This window comes from Paenibacillus sp. FSL W8-0426, assembly GCF_037969725.1.
GTDB lineage: Bacteria > Bacillota > Bacilli > Paenibacillales > Paenibacillaceae > Paenibacillus > Paenibacillus hubeiensis.
The window spans coordinates 4,408,001-4,426,416 of sequence record NZ_CP150203.1; the positions used below are offsets into that span (position 1 = coordinate 4,408,001).

An 18,416-nucleotide genomic window follows, 5' to 3' on the forward strand; every position below is an offset into this window, starting at 1 on the left:
AATTTCGTCACAAATCCGCGGCGGTTTTATGAATTTTGTGTGTCCTTCGTTTACCTTTTTTTCATTTTTTTGGCTGGTTCCGATTTAGCGAGCTGGATCAGGTTGTTCACCTCTTCTTTGGTAAGCGGACGCGTGAGCCCTCTCTTCAGGTTTTGCAGCAAAATGCCGCCAAACGCAATCCGCTTCAGCCGGGTCACCGGATGGTTGATCGCTTCGAACATACGTCTGACTTGACGGTTACGGCCTTCGTAGATCGTAATCGAAATGACAGCCTCTTTGCCATTCGGGTCCACATCCTTGTATTCCACTTCAGCAGGTGCGGTCATCCCGTCTTCGAGCATGATGCCGTCCCTTAATTTCTCCAATTCGCTGCCGTGCGGCACACCTTTCACCGTAGCGAGGTACGTTTTGGGAACATGGTGCTTCGGATGCGTCAGCAAGTGGGCAAACTCACCGTCATTGGTCAGGATCAGCAGCCCTTCGGTATCGTAATCCAGACGGCCTACAGGATAGACCCGTTCCTTCACACCTTTGAGATAATCGGATACGATTTTGCGGCCCTCCGGATCGGATGCGCTTGTAATGACGCCTTTCGGTTTGTTCATCAGCAAGTACACTTTCTTCTCGCTGCGGATCGGTTTGCCGTTTACCGTGATAATATCCTCGTCGGGGTTCGCTTTCGTACCCAGTTCGGTTACGACCTCCCCGTTAACTTCAACCTTGCCGGACAGGATCAGTTCCTCGCTTTTGCGGCGGGATGCAATTCCTGCCTGTGCAATAATTTTTTGTAATCTTTCCATGTTTGTCATGTCACCTCACCCTAATGATACCCATCAAGGGCAGAAATCACAAGAAATATCCGTTCGAATGGCAAACTGGATATCGCTCATGCTTTCTATTCTTCTCATAATGCTGCCAAATAAAAAACCCGCCTTCAAGCTCCTGCATAGGAACAGGCTTGAAAAACGAGTCTTTTCCGGACCAGCTCAATATGGTGCCGCCAAATCGATCAGAAATCGTTTAGTTCACTTTTCCTTGCACAACCACCGTTTTTTTGGATGAAGCGGCGGATGCGCCACCGTTAATAAAGGACTGCAGCGTTTTTGATGTGATGTAATAGGTGCGTCCCCCGTACGTAAAGGTCATCATCCCGACAACCTGGTTGTTCTGATTAAGCACCGGGCCGCCGGAATTTCCTTGAGCCATCGCTTTCACAATGCTGCCGATGCCCTTTTTGCCCGGAACGTCCGTTGCGGCTGTATCGGCTACACGGCTCTTGGCAATCGTGTTATAGGTGGAAGGAAACTCCTCTCCTAACAACAACAAATCGCCGTCCGGATTTTCCGGAAAACCGATCGTGTAAACGATCTGGTTGTCTTTGGCATTGGCGAACGTAACCGGCTGTGCATCCAGCGGTTTCTCCAACTTCAGCAGGGCCATATCCGTCACCGGGTCGGTCTTGATAATGTCCGCTTTGATGGGTTGTTCCGGATCGGCCGGACTGGCAACGGATAACGTCGCCTCATCGCCTTTCGGAAGCTCCGCATAATCCTGCACCACATGATAGTTGGTCAACACCATATCTTTAGCAACCAGGATGGACGTACCGACATCGTAATAAACCGCGTCAGGCTCGTCCTGTTTGATCCATCGAACGTTCACAACAGGAAAAGAGTCGGCCGAGATCGCCAGCTTTTCGCGCAGTTGTTGATCGAAATAACCCGTAAAATGAATGGTGCTTGTGGACTGGGCGGCAGCCATGCCCGTTTGGCCCGCAAGCAGCGCCATTGCAACCATTCCCGACATGCCGAATCGAAGCACACGTTTCCATTGGTTCTGCATCTGTTGTTCTCCTCCCCCGCGCTATCCATCTAGCATATCTGATATATCGGAAGAGAAGCAACATTTTTTAACCAAACACAATCAAACAGATAGCAAGCGCAGCGATGAATCCGACAACGTCGGAAAAGAGCCCCACTTTAAGAGCATACCGGCCATTTCGTATGCCCACCGCTCCAAAATAGACGGTCAACACATACAACGTCGTGTCCGTGCTTCCCTGGATGGTCGAAGCCATTCTGCCAATCATGGAGTCGGGCCCATAGGTTTTGATCAGATCTGTCGTAAAAGCAAGTGATCCCGTGCCGGTCAGCGGGCGCAAAATGCCCAGCGGCAGCACTTCGCCCGGGACCCCCATCCAGGAAAACAGCGGGGCGATCAGGCTGATGACGAAATCGAGCGCACCCGAAGCGCGAAACACGCTGATGGCTACCATCATGCCCACCAAATGCGGAATGATGCTGATCGCCGTTCCGAATCCCTCTTTGGCTCCATCAACAAAGGATTCATAAACCGGTACCTTTTTGGCGAACGCATATAATGGTATAAACGCGATGATAACCGGAATGGCCCAGACCGAAATCCAGTTGATGAAGGTTAACACAAGACTCATCCTTTCATGAGTGGTTTGCCGCCTGAATGCACGTTTGGCGGTCTTTTCATCGCTCTTCTCCTGTACCATCGATCCGCCCCGAGCGCAGCCACAGTCGCGATCACGGTGGCCATCAACGTTGTGCCTACAATCTCGGTCGCGTTCGCCGAATGATAATTCAGCCTGATCGCGATGAGCGTGGTCGGAATAATCGTTATGCTTGCCGTATTCAATGCCAGCAGCGTGCACATGGCCGGAGAAGCCGTCTGTTTGTCTGGATTAAGCTCCTGCAGCTCCTGCATCGCCTTGATGCCCATCGGGGTTGCCGCATTCCCCAGTCCCAGCAAGTTGGCACTCATATTGGACAGGATATATCCCATTGCCGGATGATTGCGAGGCACGTCCGGAAACAGGAACGCGACGACAGGGCCTAACAATTTCGCGATTCTGCCGAGCAATCCGGCATCCTCCGCCATTTTCATCATGCCCATCCAGAAGACGAGCACGCTGATCAGTCCCAAACATACCGTGACGCCCGTTGCCGCCCCATCGAATGCCGCCTGGGTAACCACTTCAATATTGCCTTTAGCGGCTGCAAACGCAAATCCCGTCACAATCATCAGCAGCCAAATGATATTAATCACAAGCTGGCCTCCTTTCCAAAAACGATTTTCGTTTTGCTGGCTTGCACCATATCACGGGGACAATAATCGGCTAATCACGGCTTTCCATGCCGACGACCAGGCCTTGGATCCGGTTTCTTCTGCAAAAGCGGCATCGTCCAGCTGCGGCTCCTTGGGAATATAGCTGCCTTTGCGATAGACCGGAATCGAACCGATCTGTCGCCCCTCGAGTTCGATCTGAATGCGGCCCGCCAGACCAAATGCCGGATCGGAAGATGCCCCCTCTCCTCCAGACTTCGGTTGGCTCTGCAGCACAAGACGTTTGTTCAAAGCTCCTTTTTCGCCCTCCGCAAGCGGATATTTGAAGCTGCGACCTGTAATCACATCGGTTCCTTCCACTTGCTGTTCCCTCTTGGCAATCTCAACCAGCGGGAAATGTTTAAATCCGAAGTCCAGCATGCGAGCATGGTCGTTCCAGTCGTCGCCGTCATTCAAGGTAACGGCAGCAAGCTGCTGCCCATTGCGCGTGGCCGAACTGACCAAGCACCGGAATGCCTTTTTGGTATACCCCGTTTTGACGCCGTCGGCCCCTTCGTACAATCGGAGCATCTTGTTTTTGTTATGCCACGAATAATCCCAGCTCTCATTCGGGTTCGGGGCAGATTTTTGTTCGGTGGCCACAATCCGCTTGAAAACCGGGTTCTGCAGCGCATATGCCGTCAAGCGGGCCATATCGCTCGCGGTAGAATAATGCCCATCGGCGTCCAATCCATGCGGATTCATGAAATGCGTGCCCCTTAATCCGATTTCCTCCGCTTTTTGGTTCATCATCAGCACGAACCCTTCTTCCGAACCGCCCACATGCTCCGCAATGGCCGTGGCCGCATCATTTCCCGACCGGAGCATCAAGCCGTACAACATGTTTTCGAGCGACATTTCCTCTCCCAACTTGAGGTATATGGAGGAGCCTTCTTTGCCGAATGCGGCTGCACTCACCTTGACTTTGTCATCCAGCTTCCCGTTTTCGATCGCCACGATTGCGGTCATGATTTTGGTCAAACTGGCGATCCGCATCTGTTTATCCCCCTCCTTGCTGAACAAAATCCGCCCGGAAGTCACATCGATCAGCGCTGCGCTCTCCGCGTGCGTCGACGGTTTGGACAGCTCTTCGGCCATCTCCGCTCGAATCCATGACGGCCATGCCAGCAGGGGGATAAGTATTAACACAATCACTTTTAATCCATTTCGCATGTTCATTCCTCCGGGTACTTGGAATCTTGTACTAGCCTATGTTTTGTCCACATGAAGTATGTCCCATCCCTTAAAATACAGCAAAAATCCCTGCCGCGGCCGAAGCTGCGACAGGGCACTGTTTTAAATCAAGCCATGCCTTGAATCAAGGGTATTAATTATACGCTGTGCCTTCCGACGTAACCGTTACCCGGGTATGCTCCTCGTCCGCGTTGCCACGAATCATGCTCTGAATGCGATCCAGCATGTGAGGTGCGGAATCGATGATCTTCTCGAACAGATGCGTGGAGTTGTCCAGCGGCACGATATGAACGCCTTGCTTGCCCACGACCAGAAACGCGATCGGACGGATGGAGACGCCTCCGCCGCTGCCTCCGCCAAACGGTGAAGCAACTGTCGCAGATTGTGCATGCTCCGTTTTGGCTCCGGAATTAGAGCTGTGCGATCGGTCGCCGTTCACATTAAAATCGCTCCCGCCCGCAGCAAAACCGAAGCCTACCTTGCTGATGGGCAAGATGACGGTTCCATCCGGCGTTTCGACGGCATCGCCAACAATCGTGTTGACATCCACCATCGCCTTGATGTTTTCCATTGCAGTTTCCATTAAACCTTGTATTGGATGATCGGACATTTTGATTCCCTCCACTTTCATTTTGAACTAGGTTCAGCCTAACCCTATTCTCTCCAGACCCAGATGAACTTATGTACAGCATCAATTGGGTGAATACGAATGCACTTCCTCCTGTATTTTACAGGCATGTTCGCTATACCCGGGAATCTCCCCGTTGCCGGTTTACTCTCCGTTGGCCGTGTCTCCGCTGCTTTAACAGCCTCATCCACATACGCCATCCTCCCCGAACAACAAGGACTCTGGTCGTTAGCCTTATGCCTGCAACAACGATTGACCATATTTTTATTTTCATACGGCAATCCAAATCCGTGCGGAACTCCATTTCGTCACTCCACTCGGGAATAATGTCCAGTTGAGGCGGCTGATCGAAGCGGATCTGGTAAGACAAAAAACCAACGATACCGGATTTGACCCCCCATAACCAGCCTGTGAGCATCGCCGTATGCGCTGCGTCCCCCAGACTGACCCGGGTTGTCCAAATAAATCGAATCATATGTACTCGTTCCAGCGTTTGCCTGATCCATTGTTTTAATTCAGCCGTACTTCTAAGCATGACGCTGACATCGTCGCTCCATTTTTCGATTTTGCGTTTGTTTACCCGCTCGCTTCCTTTATTTTCGTTACGGGTCGTGTTCGCTCTCTGCTCCGTTTTCACAAGAAAGCCTTCCTTCATATTCTTGAAAACGATGGAGGGGATCTCATAATTCAAGCGGATCAGACCATATAGGAGCCGTACGTTGAATCGGGCAAAATCATCGCTCTTATGTTTACTGAATGAGACGTGGATATGAACATTCGAGACGAGAACTGCAGCAAGCAGCAGCACGACCGCCGCACCGATTCCTCCGAGCCAAATTAACACAGGCCTTACCTCCAAGCCCTCGATTCTTTTCCAGTTTAGTATGCACCGCAAATAGGAAAAAATTCACTGGACACGTTAAAATCCCGCTGCACGAAAAAGGTTTTCGCATAAAAAAAAGGCTCCAGTGCTGGAGCCGATCCAATATTGCCGCCATTTTTAATTGGTTTGCTTCGTTCGTTAATCCGATTCTTTCATATCGGGCTCGTTTTCCGCATCGCTCCGATCATTCGATGTTTCCGTTCCTTCTTCCATGCTCTGCTCCAGGCTGTCGAGCTCGGATTGCTGCGCATCCAGCTTGTCAAACAGCATCTGGGTCTCTTCTTCCAGATTGTCCGTATCTTCAAACAGCCCCGGCTCCGGCAATTCGCTGAGCGAACCCAAGCCAAAGTAATCCAAAAAAGCTCTCGTCGTCCCATACAGAATAGGCCTTCCGATCGCTTCAGCGCGTCCCACTTCCACGATCAGATCCTTGTTCACCAGGGTGTGGATGGCCCTCTCCGACTTTACGCCGCGAATCTCCTCAATCTCCACCCTCGTAATCGGCTGGCGATATGCAACGATGGCGAGCGTTTCGAGTGCCGCTTGGGAAAGGGTCGTTCGTGCCGGCGAGTAGGCCAGTTTCTCGAAATAGACAGCATGTTCGGGCAGTGTCCCCAATTGAACCATGCCTGCAATTTTCAAAATTTGCACGCCTCTGCCATGCTCCGCAAATTCTGTTTTCATCTCTTCGATGGCATCCGATATCCGTTCTTCCGATACGTCCACGATTTCAGAGATTTGTTTGATGCTCAGGCCTTCCTCCCCGGACAGAAACAACAGGCCTTCAATAATCGACTTCAATTTCGGAAAATCCATGATTCCTTGCTTCTCCTCTCCACTCCATCACAATGTCCTCAAATGTCCGCTCCTGGTAACAGACAATTTGTTTCATCTTCATCAGCTCAAGCACCGCCAGAAACGTCACGACAATTTCATGGCGGTACGTCTGTCCCTCCAACAATCCGGAGAACAGCATCCTGCCTCCCGGCTCCAGCTTCTTAAAAACCTGTACCACGTCCCGAATCCGGTCTTTGACCGAAATTTCATCACGCTGAATCCGGGCTACCGTCGTTCGCTTCTCCGCCTTGCGCAGGGCACGTTGAAAAGCTGCAATCAGGTCGGCCGCATGCAATCCCTCCACCGGGTTCGATTCGGTCTCCAAAGGCATGTACGGGCGCAGATCCTCAGGCTCTTTCGAGAAAATAAGGCTGCGCTCCCATTCCCGTTCATGAAGATGCCGCGCAATGCCTTTGTATTTGCGATATTCTATCAGACGTGCAACCAATTCAGCACGTGGATCATAATCATCGTCCTGCCCATAATCATAATCTTCGAAGTCCTCGATCACCGGCGGTTTCGGCAGCAACAGCTTGCTCTTGATGGACAGCAGTGTCGCTGCCATGACAAGAAACTCGCTCGTAATATCCAACTCCAGCTCCTGCATAGAATGCAAATATGCCATGTATTGGTCCGTAATATCGCTGATGGGGATATCCTGGATATCAATTTCGGCCTTGTCGATCAAGTGCAGCAGCAGATCAAGCGGCCCTTCAAAGGTCTCCAGTTTGTAGGTAACTACCGTCACGAAACGAATCCTCCTGCAAAAAAAATACAAAACCCCGCTAAGCCGCCGAAATCCGGTCTCCCGTTTTCGTCTGCGCAAAGCAGGGCACTACATTAACTAAGCACTATTTTAGCTGATTCGTCAAGTTCGCCATCTCAATTGCCGCCGTAGCCGCATCCCATCCTTTGTTCCCGGCTTTGGTTCCGGCACGTTCGATGGCCTGTTCGATATTTTCCGTCGTTACCAAGCCAAAGATCGTAGGTACGCCTGTTTTGAGGTTGATCGCCGCAACCCCTTTGGCCATTTCGTTGCAAACATAATCATAATGGGTGGTTGAGCCCCGAATGACCGTGCCCAGCGTAATCACGGCGTCGTATTTGCCGCTTTCGGCCATTTTTTGGGCAATCAGCGGAATTTCGAATGCGCCCGGTACCCAGGCTACATCGATCTCCTCGTCTTTTACGCCATGGCGTTTGAACGCATCAAGCGCTCCGCTCAGCAGTTTGCTCGTGATGAATTCGTTAAAACGACCTACAACGACTCCGTATTTTAATCCCTCGGATACTAAATGTCCTTCAAAAATGTTAGGCATGCTGTCATCTCCCCAAAATTGTTTTTCATATTGTGCCGCCGCCGCTGGCGCAGCCCTGATTTTTCCCGTTTTCTGGCTTGCTGCAATTAAATTTCGTTCTTTTCCTCATTTTGCTCGATGTCGTCGAATTTGAGCATGTGGCCCAGCTTCGCTTGTTTCGTGTGCAAATAAGCCGTATTGTCCTCGTTCTCCTGCATCTGGATCGGCACGCGTTCAACGACTTCGAGTCCGTAGCCTTCAAGGCCTTTGATTTTGCGAGGATTGTTCGTAAGCAGCCTGATTTGGCGCACGCCCAGATCCTTCAGGATTTGCGCTCCGATGCCGTAATCACGCAAATCTGCCGCAAAACCAAGTTTCAGGTTGGCATCGACCGTATCCAAACCTTCCTCCTGCAGTTTGTAAGCCTTCAATTTATTGATCAACCCGATTCCGCGGCCCTCCTGGCGCATGTAGAGAAGAACCCCGTTGCCCTCCTCATTGATCTGATTGAGGGCCGCATCGAACTGTGGTCCGCAATCGCAGCGATGGGAGTGGAATACGTCGCCTGTCAGACACTCCGAGTGCACCCTTACCAATACAGGCTTGGAAGAGTCGATTTCACCCTTGACCAGAGCCACATGCTCTTTATTATCCACCGCATTGGTATAAGCAACTGCCTGGAATTCGCCGAAGTCGGTAGGCATGCGTACGGCTACCTCGCGCTGAACCAGCTTTTCTTTTTCGTTGCGATACTTGATCATATCCTGAATGCTGATCAGCTTCAAATCATGCTTGCGGGCAATTTCTTGCAGGTCGGGCAGTCTCGCCATCGTGCCATCTTCCTTGATGACTTCACAGATGACGCCCGCAGGATAAGCGCCGCACATGATGGCCAGATCTACCGCGGCTTCGGTATGCCCGGCACGACGCAGCACGCCCCCATCCTTGGCGATGAGCGGGAACATATGTCCCGGCTTTCGGAAATCGCCGCTTTTGGCATTCGGATCGATCAGTCCTTTAACCGTAATGGAACGTTCATGCGCCGAAATGCCTGTCGTGGTGTCTGTATGATCGACCGAAACGGTAAAGGCCGTGCCGTGGAAATCGGTGTTTTGCTGCACCATCGGCTTCAGGTCGAGCTCATCTGCCCGTTGTTGCGTAATCGGCACGCAGACAAGCCCGCGGCCTTCCGTAATCATGAAATTAATCACTTCAGGCGTTGCTTTCTCCGCCAAGGCGATGAAGTCTCCTTCATTCTCCCGGTCCTCGTCATCTACCACGATAACCGGTTTGCCTCGCATGAGATCGTAGATTGCTTCCTCAATGGTGTCCAGTATGGATTGATCGGACATCATTCCACCTCCCGGTTCTGTTGTCTATATCTTTCATGCGAATCCATGATTCGCCAAAAATTGTTCGCTGATGCTCTGTGGTTTCTCTGAAGGCGCTGCCTGAGTACCTCTGCCGTATTGGAGTAAATGGTCCACGTATTTCCCCAAAATGTCACATTCGATATTCATGGAGTCGCCCGTTTTTTTGTAATTCAACACCGTCTCCCCGATGGTATGGGGAATGATCGACACCGTAAAAGACGTTTGCATCGTCTGAACCACCGTCAGGCTGATCCCGTCCAAAGTGACGGAACCCTTCGGAATCAAATATTTGAACAATCCTGGATCATCCGGATGAATTTCGAATACAACCGCATTCTGATCGCGCGTCATTCGGACAATCGTACCCGTACCGTCCACATGGCCCTGCACGATATGGCCTCCGAAACGTCCCCCGGATTGCATAGCCCGTTCCAGGTTGACCCTGCTGCCGGACTGGAGCTTATCCAGGTTGGTGTGACGGTACGTTTCCGGCATGACGTCAGCGGTAAAACCTCCGCCTTCAAGCGTTGTCGCAGTCAGGCATACGCCGTTAACGGCAACGCTGTCGCCGATTTTCAGGTCATCCATAATGAGGGAAGCGCCAACGTTCAGCACCATCGCTTCGCCTTTTCGACCGATCCGTCGGATGTGGCCGACTTCTTCCACCAAGCCGGTAAACATGCTGCGGCCTCCTTCCTGATTACGTTATTCAGCCCAGACCGGAATTCCGCCGATGCTGATATTATCCCCCACTTGCTCGATTTCCAATTGGCACAGCTGGATCGCCTGGCTCATACGCTCGACGCCCTCGAAGCGGAAGCTTCCTGGCGTGTCGTATCCGCCAACGATTTTGGGGGCAATGAACATGAGCAGCCGATCCACCAGTTTGGCCTCTAACATCGCACCGTTCAGCGTGCCGCCGCCTTCAAGCAAAATCGAACCGATCTCCCGTTCTCCGAGCTTGCTGAGCGCGTTCAACAGATCCACACGCGGCCCAGGCCCGCAGCGAATGATCTCCACGCCATAAGCTTCAAGCCGTTCGGCCGCTTCTTGACTTGCTTCATCGGTTGTCAGTACCCAGGTCGGCGCCAATCCATCCTTTACCAATTTGGAAGTCAAAGGAAGACGCAATTTCGAGTCAACCACGATCCGTACCGGGTTGATCCCTTCCACCTGCAAGCGTGTCGTCAGTTCCGGGTCGTCTGCGATCACCGTATCGACGCCGACCATGATGCCTTGATGACGGTGGCGGAGGGCGTGAACGATCTCACGCGCGGATTCATTGGAAATCCATTTGCTGTCCCCGCTGCGGGTTGCGATTTTTCCATCCAGCGTGGAAGCGGTTTTTAACGTGACAAACGGCAATCCTGTCGTAATATATTTGATGAATTTTTCGTTCAGTCGTCTTCCACGCTCGCGCAGAACCCCGACCTCTACTTCAATGCCCTGCTGGCGAAGCATGGATATGCCTCTGCCGGATACTTGCGGATTCGGATCTTCGCAGCATACTACGACGCGTTTCACCTTTTCATGAATGAGTCGTTCGCTGCACGGCGGAGTTTTGCCATAATGGCTGCACGGCTCCAACGTGACGTAAACGGTACTTCCTTCCGCATCGCTGCCAGCCATATTCAGCGCATGAACCTCCGCATGGCCCGTGCCGCGCTTCAGATGACTTCCGAGACCGACTACGCGGCCGTCTTTCACAACGACACAACCTACAACCGGGTTGATTCCCGTCTGTCCTTGCGCCCGTTCTGCCATATCCAGTGCAAGCGCCATATAAAATTCGTCGTTAATCATTTCCAAGTCAGTTCACCCCGCTATGTCTAATATGTCAGGAATAGCCTGTTCAATGAGGCTGCGTTCAGCCAATCATGCAAAATCCAAAAAATCCCCATCGAACAGTCTGTTCAATGGGGATGATGAGAGATCCGCTGCTACTAGCGGATGGAACGTTGATACATGGGTACCCGAAAACAAAGGCTCTGCGGATTCAAGCAAGTGAAAATCGACACATGCCCAAAGATAGAATCCCCGTCAAAGCTGCAGTGATTTCTCTAAAGTCATTTCGCATATGGTTGAAGGCAGCACAAGAAAAATTCTCGTAACTGTCTGCATTTTCGCATAACGAACAGTACCATGCACAACATTTTGCCAAACGCGGCCATAGACCGCATCCGCTCCTTCTCCCATCCAGACTATACTGTCGGTTCTGGAATCGCACCAGATCAGCCGTCTGCCTTGGCAAACGGGTCACGGACTTTGCAGCACGCATCATTGTGGTGCGCTGCATCACCGCCGGTAGGGAATTGCACCCTGCCCCGAAGGAATGTTGTTTTGTTAATTTGGATGTTAGCACTTTAACGGTAAAAAATCAATCGTTTTTTATTCCTTTTTGTCATATACTAACTTTTAATAAGCAATGAATACTGGCAGGACATTTAGCCGTTACCAGATTGTGGCTCCTTTCCTTCCTCTATTGCGGTCCATTCAACCTCTGAGATGAGCGACAGTTTAAATTTCAGGAAAACACCAGCTTGCCAAATGTTTCAAATCTTTTGCGCGTTGAAAAGGAACGCGTTCAGGCTCCGGCATCCGAGATGCCGGGCACGGCATATCCCTTGCCACCCGTCTGACCCAGCTTGTCGAATCCAGCGCACTTACCAGGCTTTGCCAACGCCCATCCCTTCTCGGACGAAACGACAAGCTTAATTCTGCTTTGGCAGGCATCTCCTCGTAGATCCCGTCCAAATATTCGACCTTGACCCGCTTATCCTCGATGTGATGGCAATACACCGTGATCCACAATCCTTCCCTGACGCGAATGGCGTATACATCCCCTGCCTTGGCTTCTCCTTTTCCGGCATCTGGGGAGGCTTTGGGGACGCTAGTCCGAGCCGCCCTTTTGTGCTCGAACGCTCCAACCACCGTTTCCTTAACGCCAGGGTCCTGTTCGGGCCTTTCCTCAAAAGATATGTCAGTAAGATCAAACCCTTCAAAAAGCTTTGCCAAAACACGTTCGTTGATTCCGATGGAGGAATCCCACCACGCCAGCGGGGCCTGGACTTCAACCCGAATGTTGGGCCGCTGGTCGCGCTTGACATAGGTCGTAAATTCCGTGGCCATTCCAGGGTAGTCCTTCGTATCCAGTATACCGATCAGCGCCAGCGTCTCGAGCAGGTCACGGTAAGCGTACTCGCTGCGCGTAGGCAGAAGGCGTTCCTTTTTAAGCGCTTGCGCCGCTTTGCTGTAGCGTGTTTTGGGAGGCAGCGAGCGAAGTACGGTCAGTATGGCACGAAACGTCCAGCGATCATAATCGTTGGGTACCGGAATCCGATCTTCCTCAGCCAATTGTTCCAGTGCCAGCACGTGCCCGAATAGATTGCCGTCCAGCGGCGTTCCATTGGTCATGCGCCAATACCATTGCAGACTTGTATCCGTTGCCTCATTCACATTCAATCCGCAAATTTGGCAAATGCTTGAGGACGGATAGGGGGTATATTCATGTTCCGGAACTCCGTCCGCGAGCAGCTTCCCCGTTAGCAGCGAACGCCAAATGAACGGCGCGGACCATAAGGAGGATACAAAAGCTTGCGCTGCTTCGGCAACGTTCCAGGATTGGGCGAGTTTTTTCAGTGCGACAATCGTCTGCTCATGCTGCGGCCGCATGAATTGGTTCGGGGAATGCCCTGCTGCCTCAAGCCCTTTCATCTCCGTTTCTGCGATCGTTCCCGGCACAGGATGCCAAGATGCCTCTACTTCCTCATCCCAATATGTACGTTGACTGTATACTTGCTTTAAAAGCCATAACTGATGGACTACATCCATTGTATTTACCACCTTCCTCGGAAAATCGTCGATACTATCAAGCCTTCTTATATCCTGCTTACTTCACTCTATATTATAGAATCATTGATGGACAAGATCAGCAGGCTTCACACCCATCCATCAATGGAAATAGGGGTACTTCGACTCATTTTGATGCGTTCGTTATATACAGCTGTTTTATAAAAAAAGCCGTTTCGCAAATATCGCGAAACGGCTCTCTTAAGTTGAAATGAAAATGGGGATTAAGCTTCCACCACTTCAACGGTTTCCATTTTGTCACGGCCTTCGAAAGCATCAACGAATTCCATGCCTTTAACCACTTTGCCAAACACCGTGTGTTGGCCATCCAGATGCGGCTGCGGTTGGTAGCAGATGTAGAACTGGCTTCCGCCCGTGTTGCGGCCGGCATGTGCCATAGCCAATGTACCACGCTCGTGTTTGTTCGGGTTGATTTCGCAGTTGATGGTGTAACCAGGACCGCCGGTACCTGTTCCGTTAGGGCATCCGCCTTGAGCTACGAAGCCCGGGATGACGCGGTGGAATACCAGACCGTTATAAAAGCCGGAGTTCGCCAATTTCTCAAAGTTTGCTACCGTGTTTGGAGCGTCTTGTTCGAACAGGTCGATAACGACTTCTCCGCCGTTTGCCATTTTGATTTTCGCTTGTTTCGCCATATGTAAATGACTCCTTTCATATTTACAGCATTCATGATGCCAAGGACCGCTTTCGCCAAACCCTAAGCACTTTTCTTAGTGTACACCGAAAATCGTTCCATCGCAAAAAAATGGACAAACTTTTTTTCTTTCCCCGCCAGAAAAGAAAGAGAGAACAAACGGGAACCGTCCCGCAAGTTCTCTCTTTTTGCCTTCGATTTCAGTTCAACTGTAATTAACGCACTACAGGCTGTTTGCCGAGGCGCGCAGGAACCAGGTCATTTTGAATGATGTCCTGATAGCTCTCGCGACGAACGACGACATCGCCTTGACCATCCTTAACGAATACGACCGCCGGGCGGCGAATCCGGTTGTAGTTGCTTGCCATGGCATAGTTGTATGCACCCGTGCAGGATACCGCCAGCAGATCGCCGCTTTGCACTTTCGGCAAATCGAGATCCCAGATCAGCATGTCACCGCTCTCGCAGCATTTGCCGGCGATCGATACGGTCTCTTCGGACGCTTCGTTCGCGCGGTTGGCCAAAATCGCTTCATATTTGGACTCATACAGCGCCGGACGAGGGTTGTCGGTCATGCCGCCATCGACTGCAACATATTTGCGCACGCCGGGAATATCCTTGCTCGTACCCACCGTATAGAGGGTCGTTCCCGCTTCGCCGACAATGCTGCGGCCTGGCTCTACCCAGATTTCAGGCACGTCATAACCGATTTGGGCAAAATGGTTTTTAACCGCATCCGTGATCGCTTTAACATATTGGGAGACTTGAAGCGGAGTATCTCCGTCGATATAGCGGATCCCGAAACCGCCGCCAAGGTTTACGACTTTGAACGCAACATTCAGGCGCTCGTACACGCTTGCGGCGAATTCAGCCACGCGTTGAACCGCCATTTGAAAACCTTCCACCTCGAAAATTTGCGAACCGATATGGGAATGCACGCCAAGCAAAACGAGATTGGATTGCTTCGAGGCCAGCTCGATCGCTTCAAACGCGGTTCCGTTGCCGATATCGAATCCGAATTTGGAGTCGGTTTGGCCTGTGGAAATGTACTCGTGTGTATGTGCTTCCACGCCCGGAGTGACGCGCAGCAAAATGTTCACCTTGCGCCCTTTGTCCGCCGCTACCGCTTGCAAGAGATGCAGTTCGTTGAAATTGTCGACGACGAAACAGCCGATTTCGGCGTCCAGAGCCATCTCGATCTCTTCCAGCGTTTTGTTGTTGCCGTGGAAGTGAATGCGCTCAGCCGGAAAACCTGCTTGCAGTGCAGTGAACAGCTCACCGTCGGACACAACGTCGAGGGAAAGGCCTTCTTCCGCAGCAAGGGCACACATGGCCATCACGCAGAACGCTTTGCTTGCATAAGCAACCTGGAAGCCCAATCCGGAAGCGCGGAACGCATCCATGTACTCTCTGCAGCGCTGGCGAACAAGCTGCTCATCCACGATGTACAGCGGGGTACCGAACTGTTCTTTCATGACGGTGGTGTCCATGCCCCCGATTTCCAGATGTCCTTGATCATTTATTTTACTTGTACCGTGCAAATGCATATTTTTCATTCCTCACTTTTATATACTGGAACAGTGACTATTCCAAGGATTTTAAACCAGTATACCAAATTCGGAGCAAAGAAAAATGGATTTTTCGGCAAATCATTTGTGTTTTTTACTTTTCCGCAATTCACCATCCGGGTCCTGGGACATTTTGGTGTTGTCCCGCGCCTTATTGAAAGATGGTCGTTTCTTGCTTTCCAGAAGTGGCAAGCGGAATAAAAAGTTGCCGAAGGCCTTTGCATTAAACGGTATAAACGGCCACAGATAAGAGGAATTGTAGGAACGACGAAGCGTCAGCGCAAGAATAAGCAGCGTTGTTCCAACTACTAGGCCCGGCACCTTGAAGATGGCGACGGCCGCCAGCAAAACCAGCCTGACCAACCTGTTGGCTAGCCCGAGCTCATAACTCGGCGTCGCAAACATGCCGATTGCCGCGATGGCCATGTACAGGACGACCTCATTGACGAAATAACCGGTTTTTACGGCAATGTCTCCAATGAGAATGGCTGCGATTAAGCCCATCGCTGACGCTAGCGGCGTCGGCGTATGCACTGCGGCCATCCTCAGTAAGTCGACCCCCAGCTCGATGAGCAGGAACTGAAGAATGAGCGGCAGCTTGGCGTTCTGCTGCGGGCCGATGAATTCCAGGCCAGGTGGCTTGAGGGACGGTTCGATGACCATCAGCAACCACAGCGGCAGCAGGAACAAGGAAATCAGAATACCCGCAAAGCGAACCCATCTCAAGTACGTGCCCATAAAGGCCGTTTGCCTGTTCTCCTCCGCATGTTCGCAAAGGTCGAAAAAGGTCGTCGGCAAAATCATCACGCTGGGCGACGTATCAACAAAGACGACCACCCTGCCTTCGAGCAGATGCGAGGCCGTCACATCTGGACGCTCGGAGTAACGAACCAGCGGAAAAGGGTTCCAGCCTTTGTTGATGATCGCCTCCTCCAACTGCTTATCGGCTGCGGGAATGCCTTCGATGTCAAGCCGCTTGATCTTTTCACGGACGGAATCGACCTGTACTTTGTCCACAATATCGTCGATATACACGACGCAGACGTCGGTCTGCGTCCTGCGGCCCACCTGCATGAGCTCGAATTTCAATCCGGGGTCGCGAATTCTGCGCCTCACCAAGGTTACGTTGGTTAACAGCGTTTCGGTGAAACCGTCGCGCGAGCCGCGCACCACCCTTTCCAGTGAAGGCTCTTCCGGAGACCTTACGGGATAATTCCGCGTATCCATTACAAGGGCGGAGCGGTCTCCTTCGACAAACATGGCGCTCATGCCCATGAGGACCTTGCTAATGACCTGGCTCATTTTCTCGACCCGCTCGACTTGAATGTGCGGAACGTAACAATCGAAATACGATTTGAGTGCATGCCCGGACACTTGGTCGGGCGACAGATACGTCAATCTTTTCAACACCTCAAGCAGAATTTCATCCTTGGCGAACCCGGTCAGCATCAGCAGCCCGATCTGTTTGCCGCCCATCACCATCTCCCGAAGGTTCACGTCGAACGACTCGCCGAGACCCATGATTTGTTTGAGCGTATATTTGTTGTCGTTCATACGCGGGGAAATATCGTCGTTGTTTTGCCAATAATGCACCGATTCCTCGACGCTGTCGGACATTTCATCCTGTTTTTTTTCGAGGTATGCCTTTTCTTCTTTTTCCTTCCGGATTTCGTAAGGCGATTTGCCCGCCATGTCCCCCGGCAGGCCTTCGACCGTTTCCTGTCCGGTATGATCGGATCTTGTTTCCATTCTGTCCTTCCTCCTCCGCATCGTGATCTAACGCTGATATATAAAAAAGTCAAACAGAGACCCCGTCATCTTGCCCAAAATCATCGCCAGAAGCAAACCGAACAAATAAGGCTTCATGCCAAGCCGCTTGGCCAGCACCGGAAGCACGTTAAGCACCTCGGTCAGCGCCGCGGCCAACAGGCCGATGAATACGCCGCAGAACAAGCCGGCAATCGGGCTGAGCAGCATCGCTCCGTTTACTTTCCAATGCCAGAAATCCGCGACCGTGCCAAGCAGACATCCTCCAATCAAGGCTCCTTCGTACCAGTGGCTTTTATCATAAGTTCTCGTCAGCTGAGCAAGCCTCGGAATCATATCGAGGACCAGAATGAGGGCGATAATCCCGCTGCCGACGGCGATTCCTCCCGCAACCCCGAGCACGATGCTGATTGCACCATTAAGGACGCTCATCGGTGCTCATCTCCCTGTTATCCCGTTCCAACAAACGTTCGCTTTCCTCGATCACGACATATTGGTCGACGTTTTGCTGATATAAGAACATCTCGACTTCCAGCGGGGTAGGTTCCTCATTCCACTTTTTCTTGAATAAATGGTTGAAGAAGACGGTCATGCCAAAACCGATGCCGAGGGAATAGGCGATCTGAAACAGATACGGATGCTCGTCCCGGGTGCCCGTGAGCATTTCCACAATCCGGATCTGGACCTCCTGCATGTTCACATCCGCATGAAAATTCATGATGGTCAGGGCCGAACCAAAAAAAAGCAGGATCCAAACCAAAACGAACAATGATTTGGAAGGTTTGCCGTTCCCTTCAATCACTTCCACCAGGGTGTGACCCGAACCGATGAGCTCGACGTTGGCTTGCGGCAGAACCCGCCGAATTGCCGGAATGACCTGCAAGACGTCGATCAGGATCAGATTGCCGTCCATCGGTCCGGGATGCAGCAGCTCGAGCTCATGCAATCTCGCCTCCTCCTGTTCCGGTGAAGTAAGCAAATGGGCGATATCGCCAAGCGTGACCCCTTTGCCTCTCGGAATGCGAATGCGGCTGCGCAGACGAATGTAGACCGTTGGAGTGGGTGCCAGAGACATCCGAAACACTCCTTTACTGCGTAATTTCGCTTAGTATTTGAAAATCGTGCAAATTTATTACGAAAAGAGAATATTCTCCTTTTATGCATGAAAAAAGGCCGGACCGGCAAACCGGGCCAACCTGCCATTGTCGTTCAATCGATCCATGAAGCTTTCC

The 18,416-nt window shown here is 51.6% G+C and carries 19 protein-coding genes and 1 riboswitch; all 19 genes read right to left on the reverse strand.

The genetic code is table 11. The annotated features are described in order from the left end of the window. Nucleotides 1-50: 50 nt before the first annotated feature. A complete protein-coding gene (locus MKY59_RS19600) occupies nucleotides 51-800 on the reverse strand; it encodes a pseudouridine synthase (RefSeq protein ID WP_236419861.1) in 750 nt (249 codons plus the stop codon). Nucleotides 801-1,020: 220 nt separating this feature from the next. Then, complete coding sequence (locus tag MKY59_RS19605; protein ID WP_339273284.1) at nucleotides 1,021-1,842, reverse strand: serine protease; 822 nt, start codon at nucleotides 1,840-1,842, stop codon at nucleotides 1,021-1,023. A 67-nt stretch (nucleotides 1,843-1,909) separates the two neighbouring features. After that, entirely contained in the window at nucleotides 1,910-2,443 is a 534-nt protein-coding gene (locus MKY59_RS19610) for a spore maturation protein (protein ID WP_290371481.1), read from the reverse strand. Between the two features lie 5 nt (nucleotides 2,444-2,448). Further along, nucleotides 2,449-3,075 carry a nucleoside recognition domain-containing protein gene (locus tag MKY59_RS19615; protein WP_339273286.1) on the reverse strand — a complete coding sequence of 209 codons (627 nt, stop codon included), beginning with the start codon at nucleotides 3,073-3,075 and terminating at the stop codon, nucleotides 2,449-2,451. A gap of 51 nt (nucleotides 3,076-3,126) precedes the next feature. Further along, nucleotides 3,127-4,305: a D-alanyl-D-alanine carboxypeptidase family protein gene (locus MKY59_RS19620; protein ID WP_236419868.1), complete on the reverse strand. Its 1,179-nt coding sequence runs from the start codon at nucleotides 4,303-4,305 to the stop codon at nucleotides 3,127-3,129. A gap of 154 nt (nucleotides 4,306-4,459) precedes the next feature. Continuing rightward, the gene (gene ytfJ / locus MKY59_RS19625; RefSeq protein ID WP_339273289.1) at nucleotides 4,460-4,936 is read right to left on the reverse strand and encodes a GerW family sporulation protein; all 477 of its coding nucleotides are present in this window, start codon (nucleotides 4,934-4,936) and stop codon (nucleotides 4,460-4,462) included. Between the two features lie 133 nt (nucleotides 4,937-5,069). Continuing rightward, on the reverse strand, nucleotides 5,070-5,798 hold the full coding sequence (locus tag MKY59_RS19630) for a DUF2953 domain-containing protein (RefSeq protein WP_236419872.1): 729 nt from the start codon (nucleotides 5,796-5,798) through the stop codon (nucleotides 5,070-5,072). A 177-nt stretch (nucleotides 5,799-5,975) separates the two neighbouring features. Then, a complete protein-coding gene (scpB, locus tag MKY59_RS19635; RefSeq protein ID WP_236419874.1) occupies nucleotides 5,976-6,653 on the reverse strand; it encodes an SMC-Scp complex subunit ScpB in 678 nt (225 codons plus the stop codon). Then, nucleotides 6,622-7,422 carry a segregation/condensation protein A gene (locus MKY59_RS19640; protein WP_236419875.1) on the reverse strand — a complete coding sequence of 267 codons (801 nt, stop codon included), beginning with the start codon at nucleotides 7,420-7,422 and terminating at the stop codon, nucleotides 6,622-6,624. Before MKY59_RS19640 ends, scpB begins: the two co-directional genes overlap by 32 nt. A 103-nt stretch (nucleotides 7,423-7,525) precedes the next feature. Further along, nucleotides 7,526-7,993: a 6,7-dimethyl-8-ribityllumazine synthase gene (ribE, locus tag MKY59_RS19645; RefSeq protein ID WP_236419877.1), complete on the reverse strand. Its 468-nt coding sequence runs from the start codon at nucleotides 7,991-7,993 to the stop codon at nucleotides 7,526-7,528. A gap of 86 nt (nucleotides 7,994-8,079) precedes the next feature. After that, nucleotides 8,080-9,324, reverse strand: a complete 1,245-nt coding sequence (locus tag MKY59_RS19650; protein WP_290371485.1) for a bifunctional 3,4-dihydroxy-2-butanone-4-phosphate synthase/GTP cyclohydrolase II — start codon at nucleotides 9,322-9,324, stop codon at nucleotides 8,080-8,082. 33 nt (nucleotides 9,325-9,357) lie between these two features. After that, on the reverse strand, nucleotides 9,358-10,026 hold the full coding sequence (ribE, locus tag MKY59_RS19655; protein WP_236419879.1) for a riboflavin synthase: 669 nt from the start codon (nucleotides 10,024-10,026) through the stop codon (nucleotides 9,358-9,360). 24 nt (nucleotides 10,027-10,050) lie between these two features. Next, complete coding sequence (gene ribD / locus MKY59_RS19660) at nucleotides 10,051-11,154, reverse strand: bifunctional diaminohydroxyphosphoribosylaminopyrimidine deaminase/5-amino-6-(5-phosphoribosylamino)uracil reductase RibD (RefSeq protein WP_339273294.1); 1,104 nt, start codon at nucleotides 11,152-11,154, stop codon at nucleotides 10,051-10,053. 371 nt (nucleotides 11,155-11,525) lie between these two features. After that, a riboswitch (FMN riboswitch) is annotated at nucleotides 11,526-11,681 on the reverse strand. 181 nt (nucleotides 11,682-11,862) lie between these two features. Next, a complete protein-coding gene (locus MKY59_RS19665; protein WP_339273296.1) occupies nucleotides 11,863-13,176 on the reverse strand; it encodes a hypothetical protein in 1,314 nt (437 codons plus the stop codon). 242 nt (nucleotides 13,177-13,418) lie between these two features. Further along, complete coding sequence (locus MKY59_RS19670; RefSeq protein ID WP_339273298.1) at nucleotides 13,419-13,850, reverse strand: peptidylprolyl isomerase; 432 nt, start codon at nucleotides 13,848-13,850, stop codon at nucleotides 13,419-13,421. A gap of 214 nt (nucleotides 13,851-14,064) precedes the next feature. Further along, nucleotides 14,065-15,396 (reverse strand): diaminopimelate decarboxylase, encoded by a 1,332-nt coding sequence (lysA, locus tag MKY59_RS19675; protein ID WP_236419887.1) that lies wholly within the window; start codon nucleotides 15,394-15,396, stop codon nucleotides 14,065-14,067. Between the two features lie 102 nt (nucleotides 15,397-15,498). Continuing rightward, nucleotides 15,499-17,166, reverse strand: a complete 1,668-nt coding sequence (locus MKY59_RS19680) for a spore germination protein (protein ID WP_339273301.1) — start codon at nucleotides 17,164-17,166, stop codon at nucleotides 15,499-15,501. Nucleotides 17,167-17,193: 27 nt separating this feature from the next. Continuing rightward, on the reverse strand, nucleotides 17,194-17,616 hold the full coding sequence (locus MKY59_RS19685) for a stage V sporulation protein AB (RefSeq protein ID WP_236419889.1): 423 nt from the start codon (nucleotides 17,614-17,616) through the stop codon (nucleotides 17,194-17,196). Continuing rightward, the gene (locus tag MKY59_RS19690) at nucleotides 17,603-18,259 is read right to left on the reverse strand and encodes a stage V sporulation protein AA (protein WP_339273304.1); all 657 of its coding nucleotides are present in this window, start codon (nucleotides 18,257-18,259) and stop codon (nucleotides 17,603-17,605) included. The genes MKY59_RS19685 and MKY59_RS19690 overlap by 14 nt, the downstream gene beginning before the upstream one ends. Between the last annotated feature and the right edge of the window lie 157 nt (nucleotides 18,260-18,416).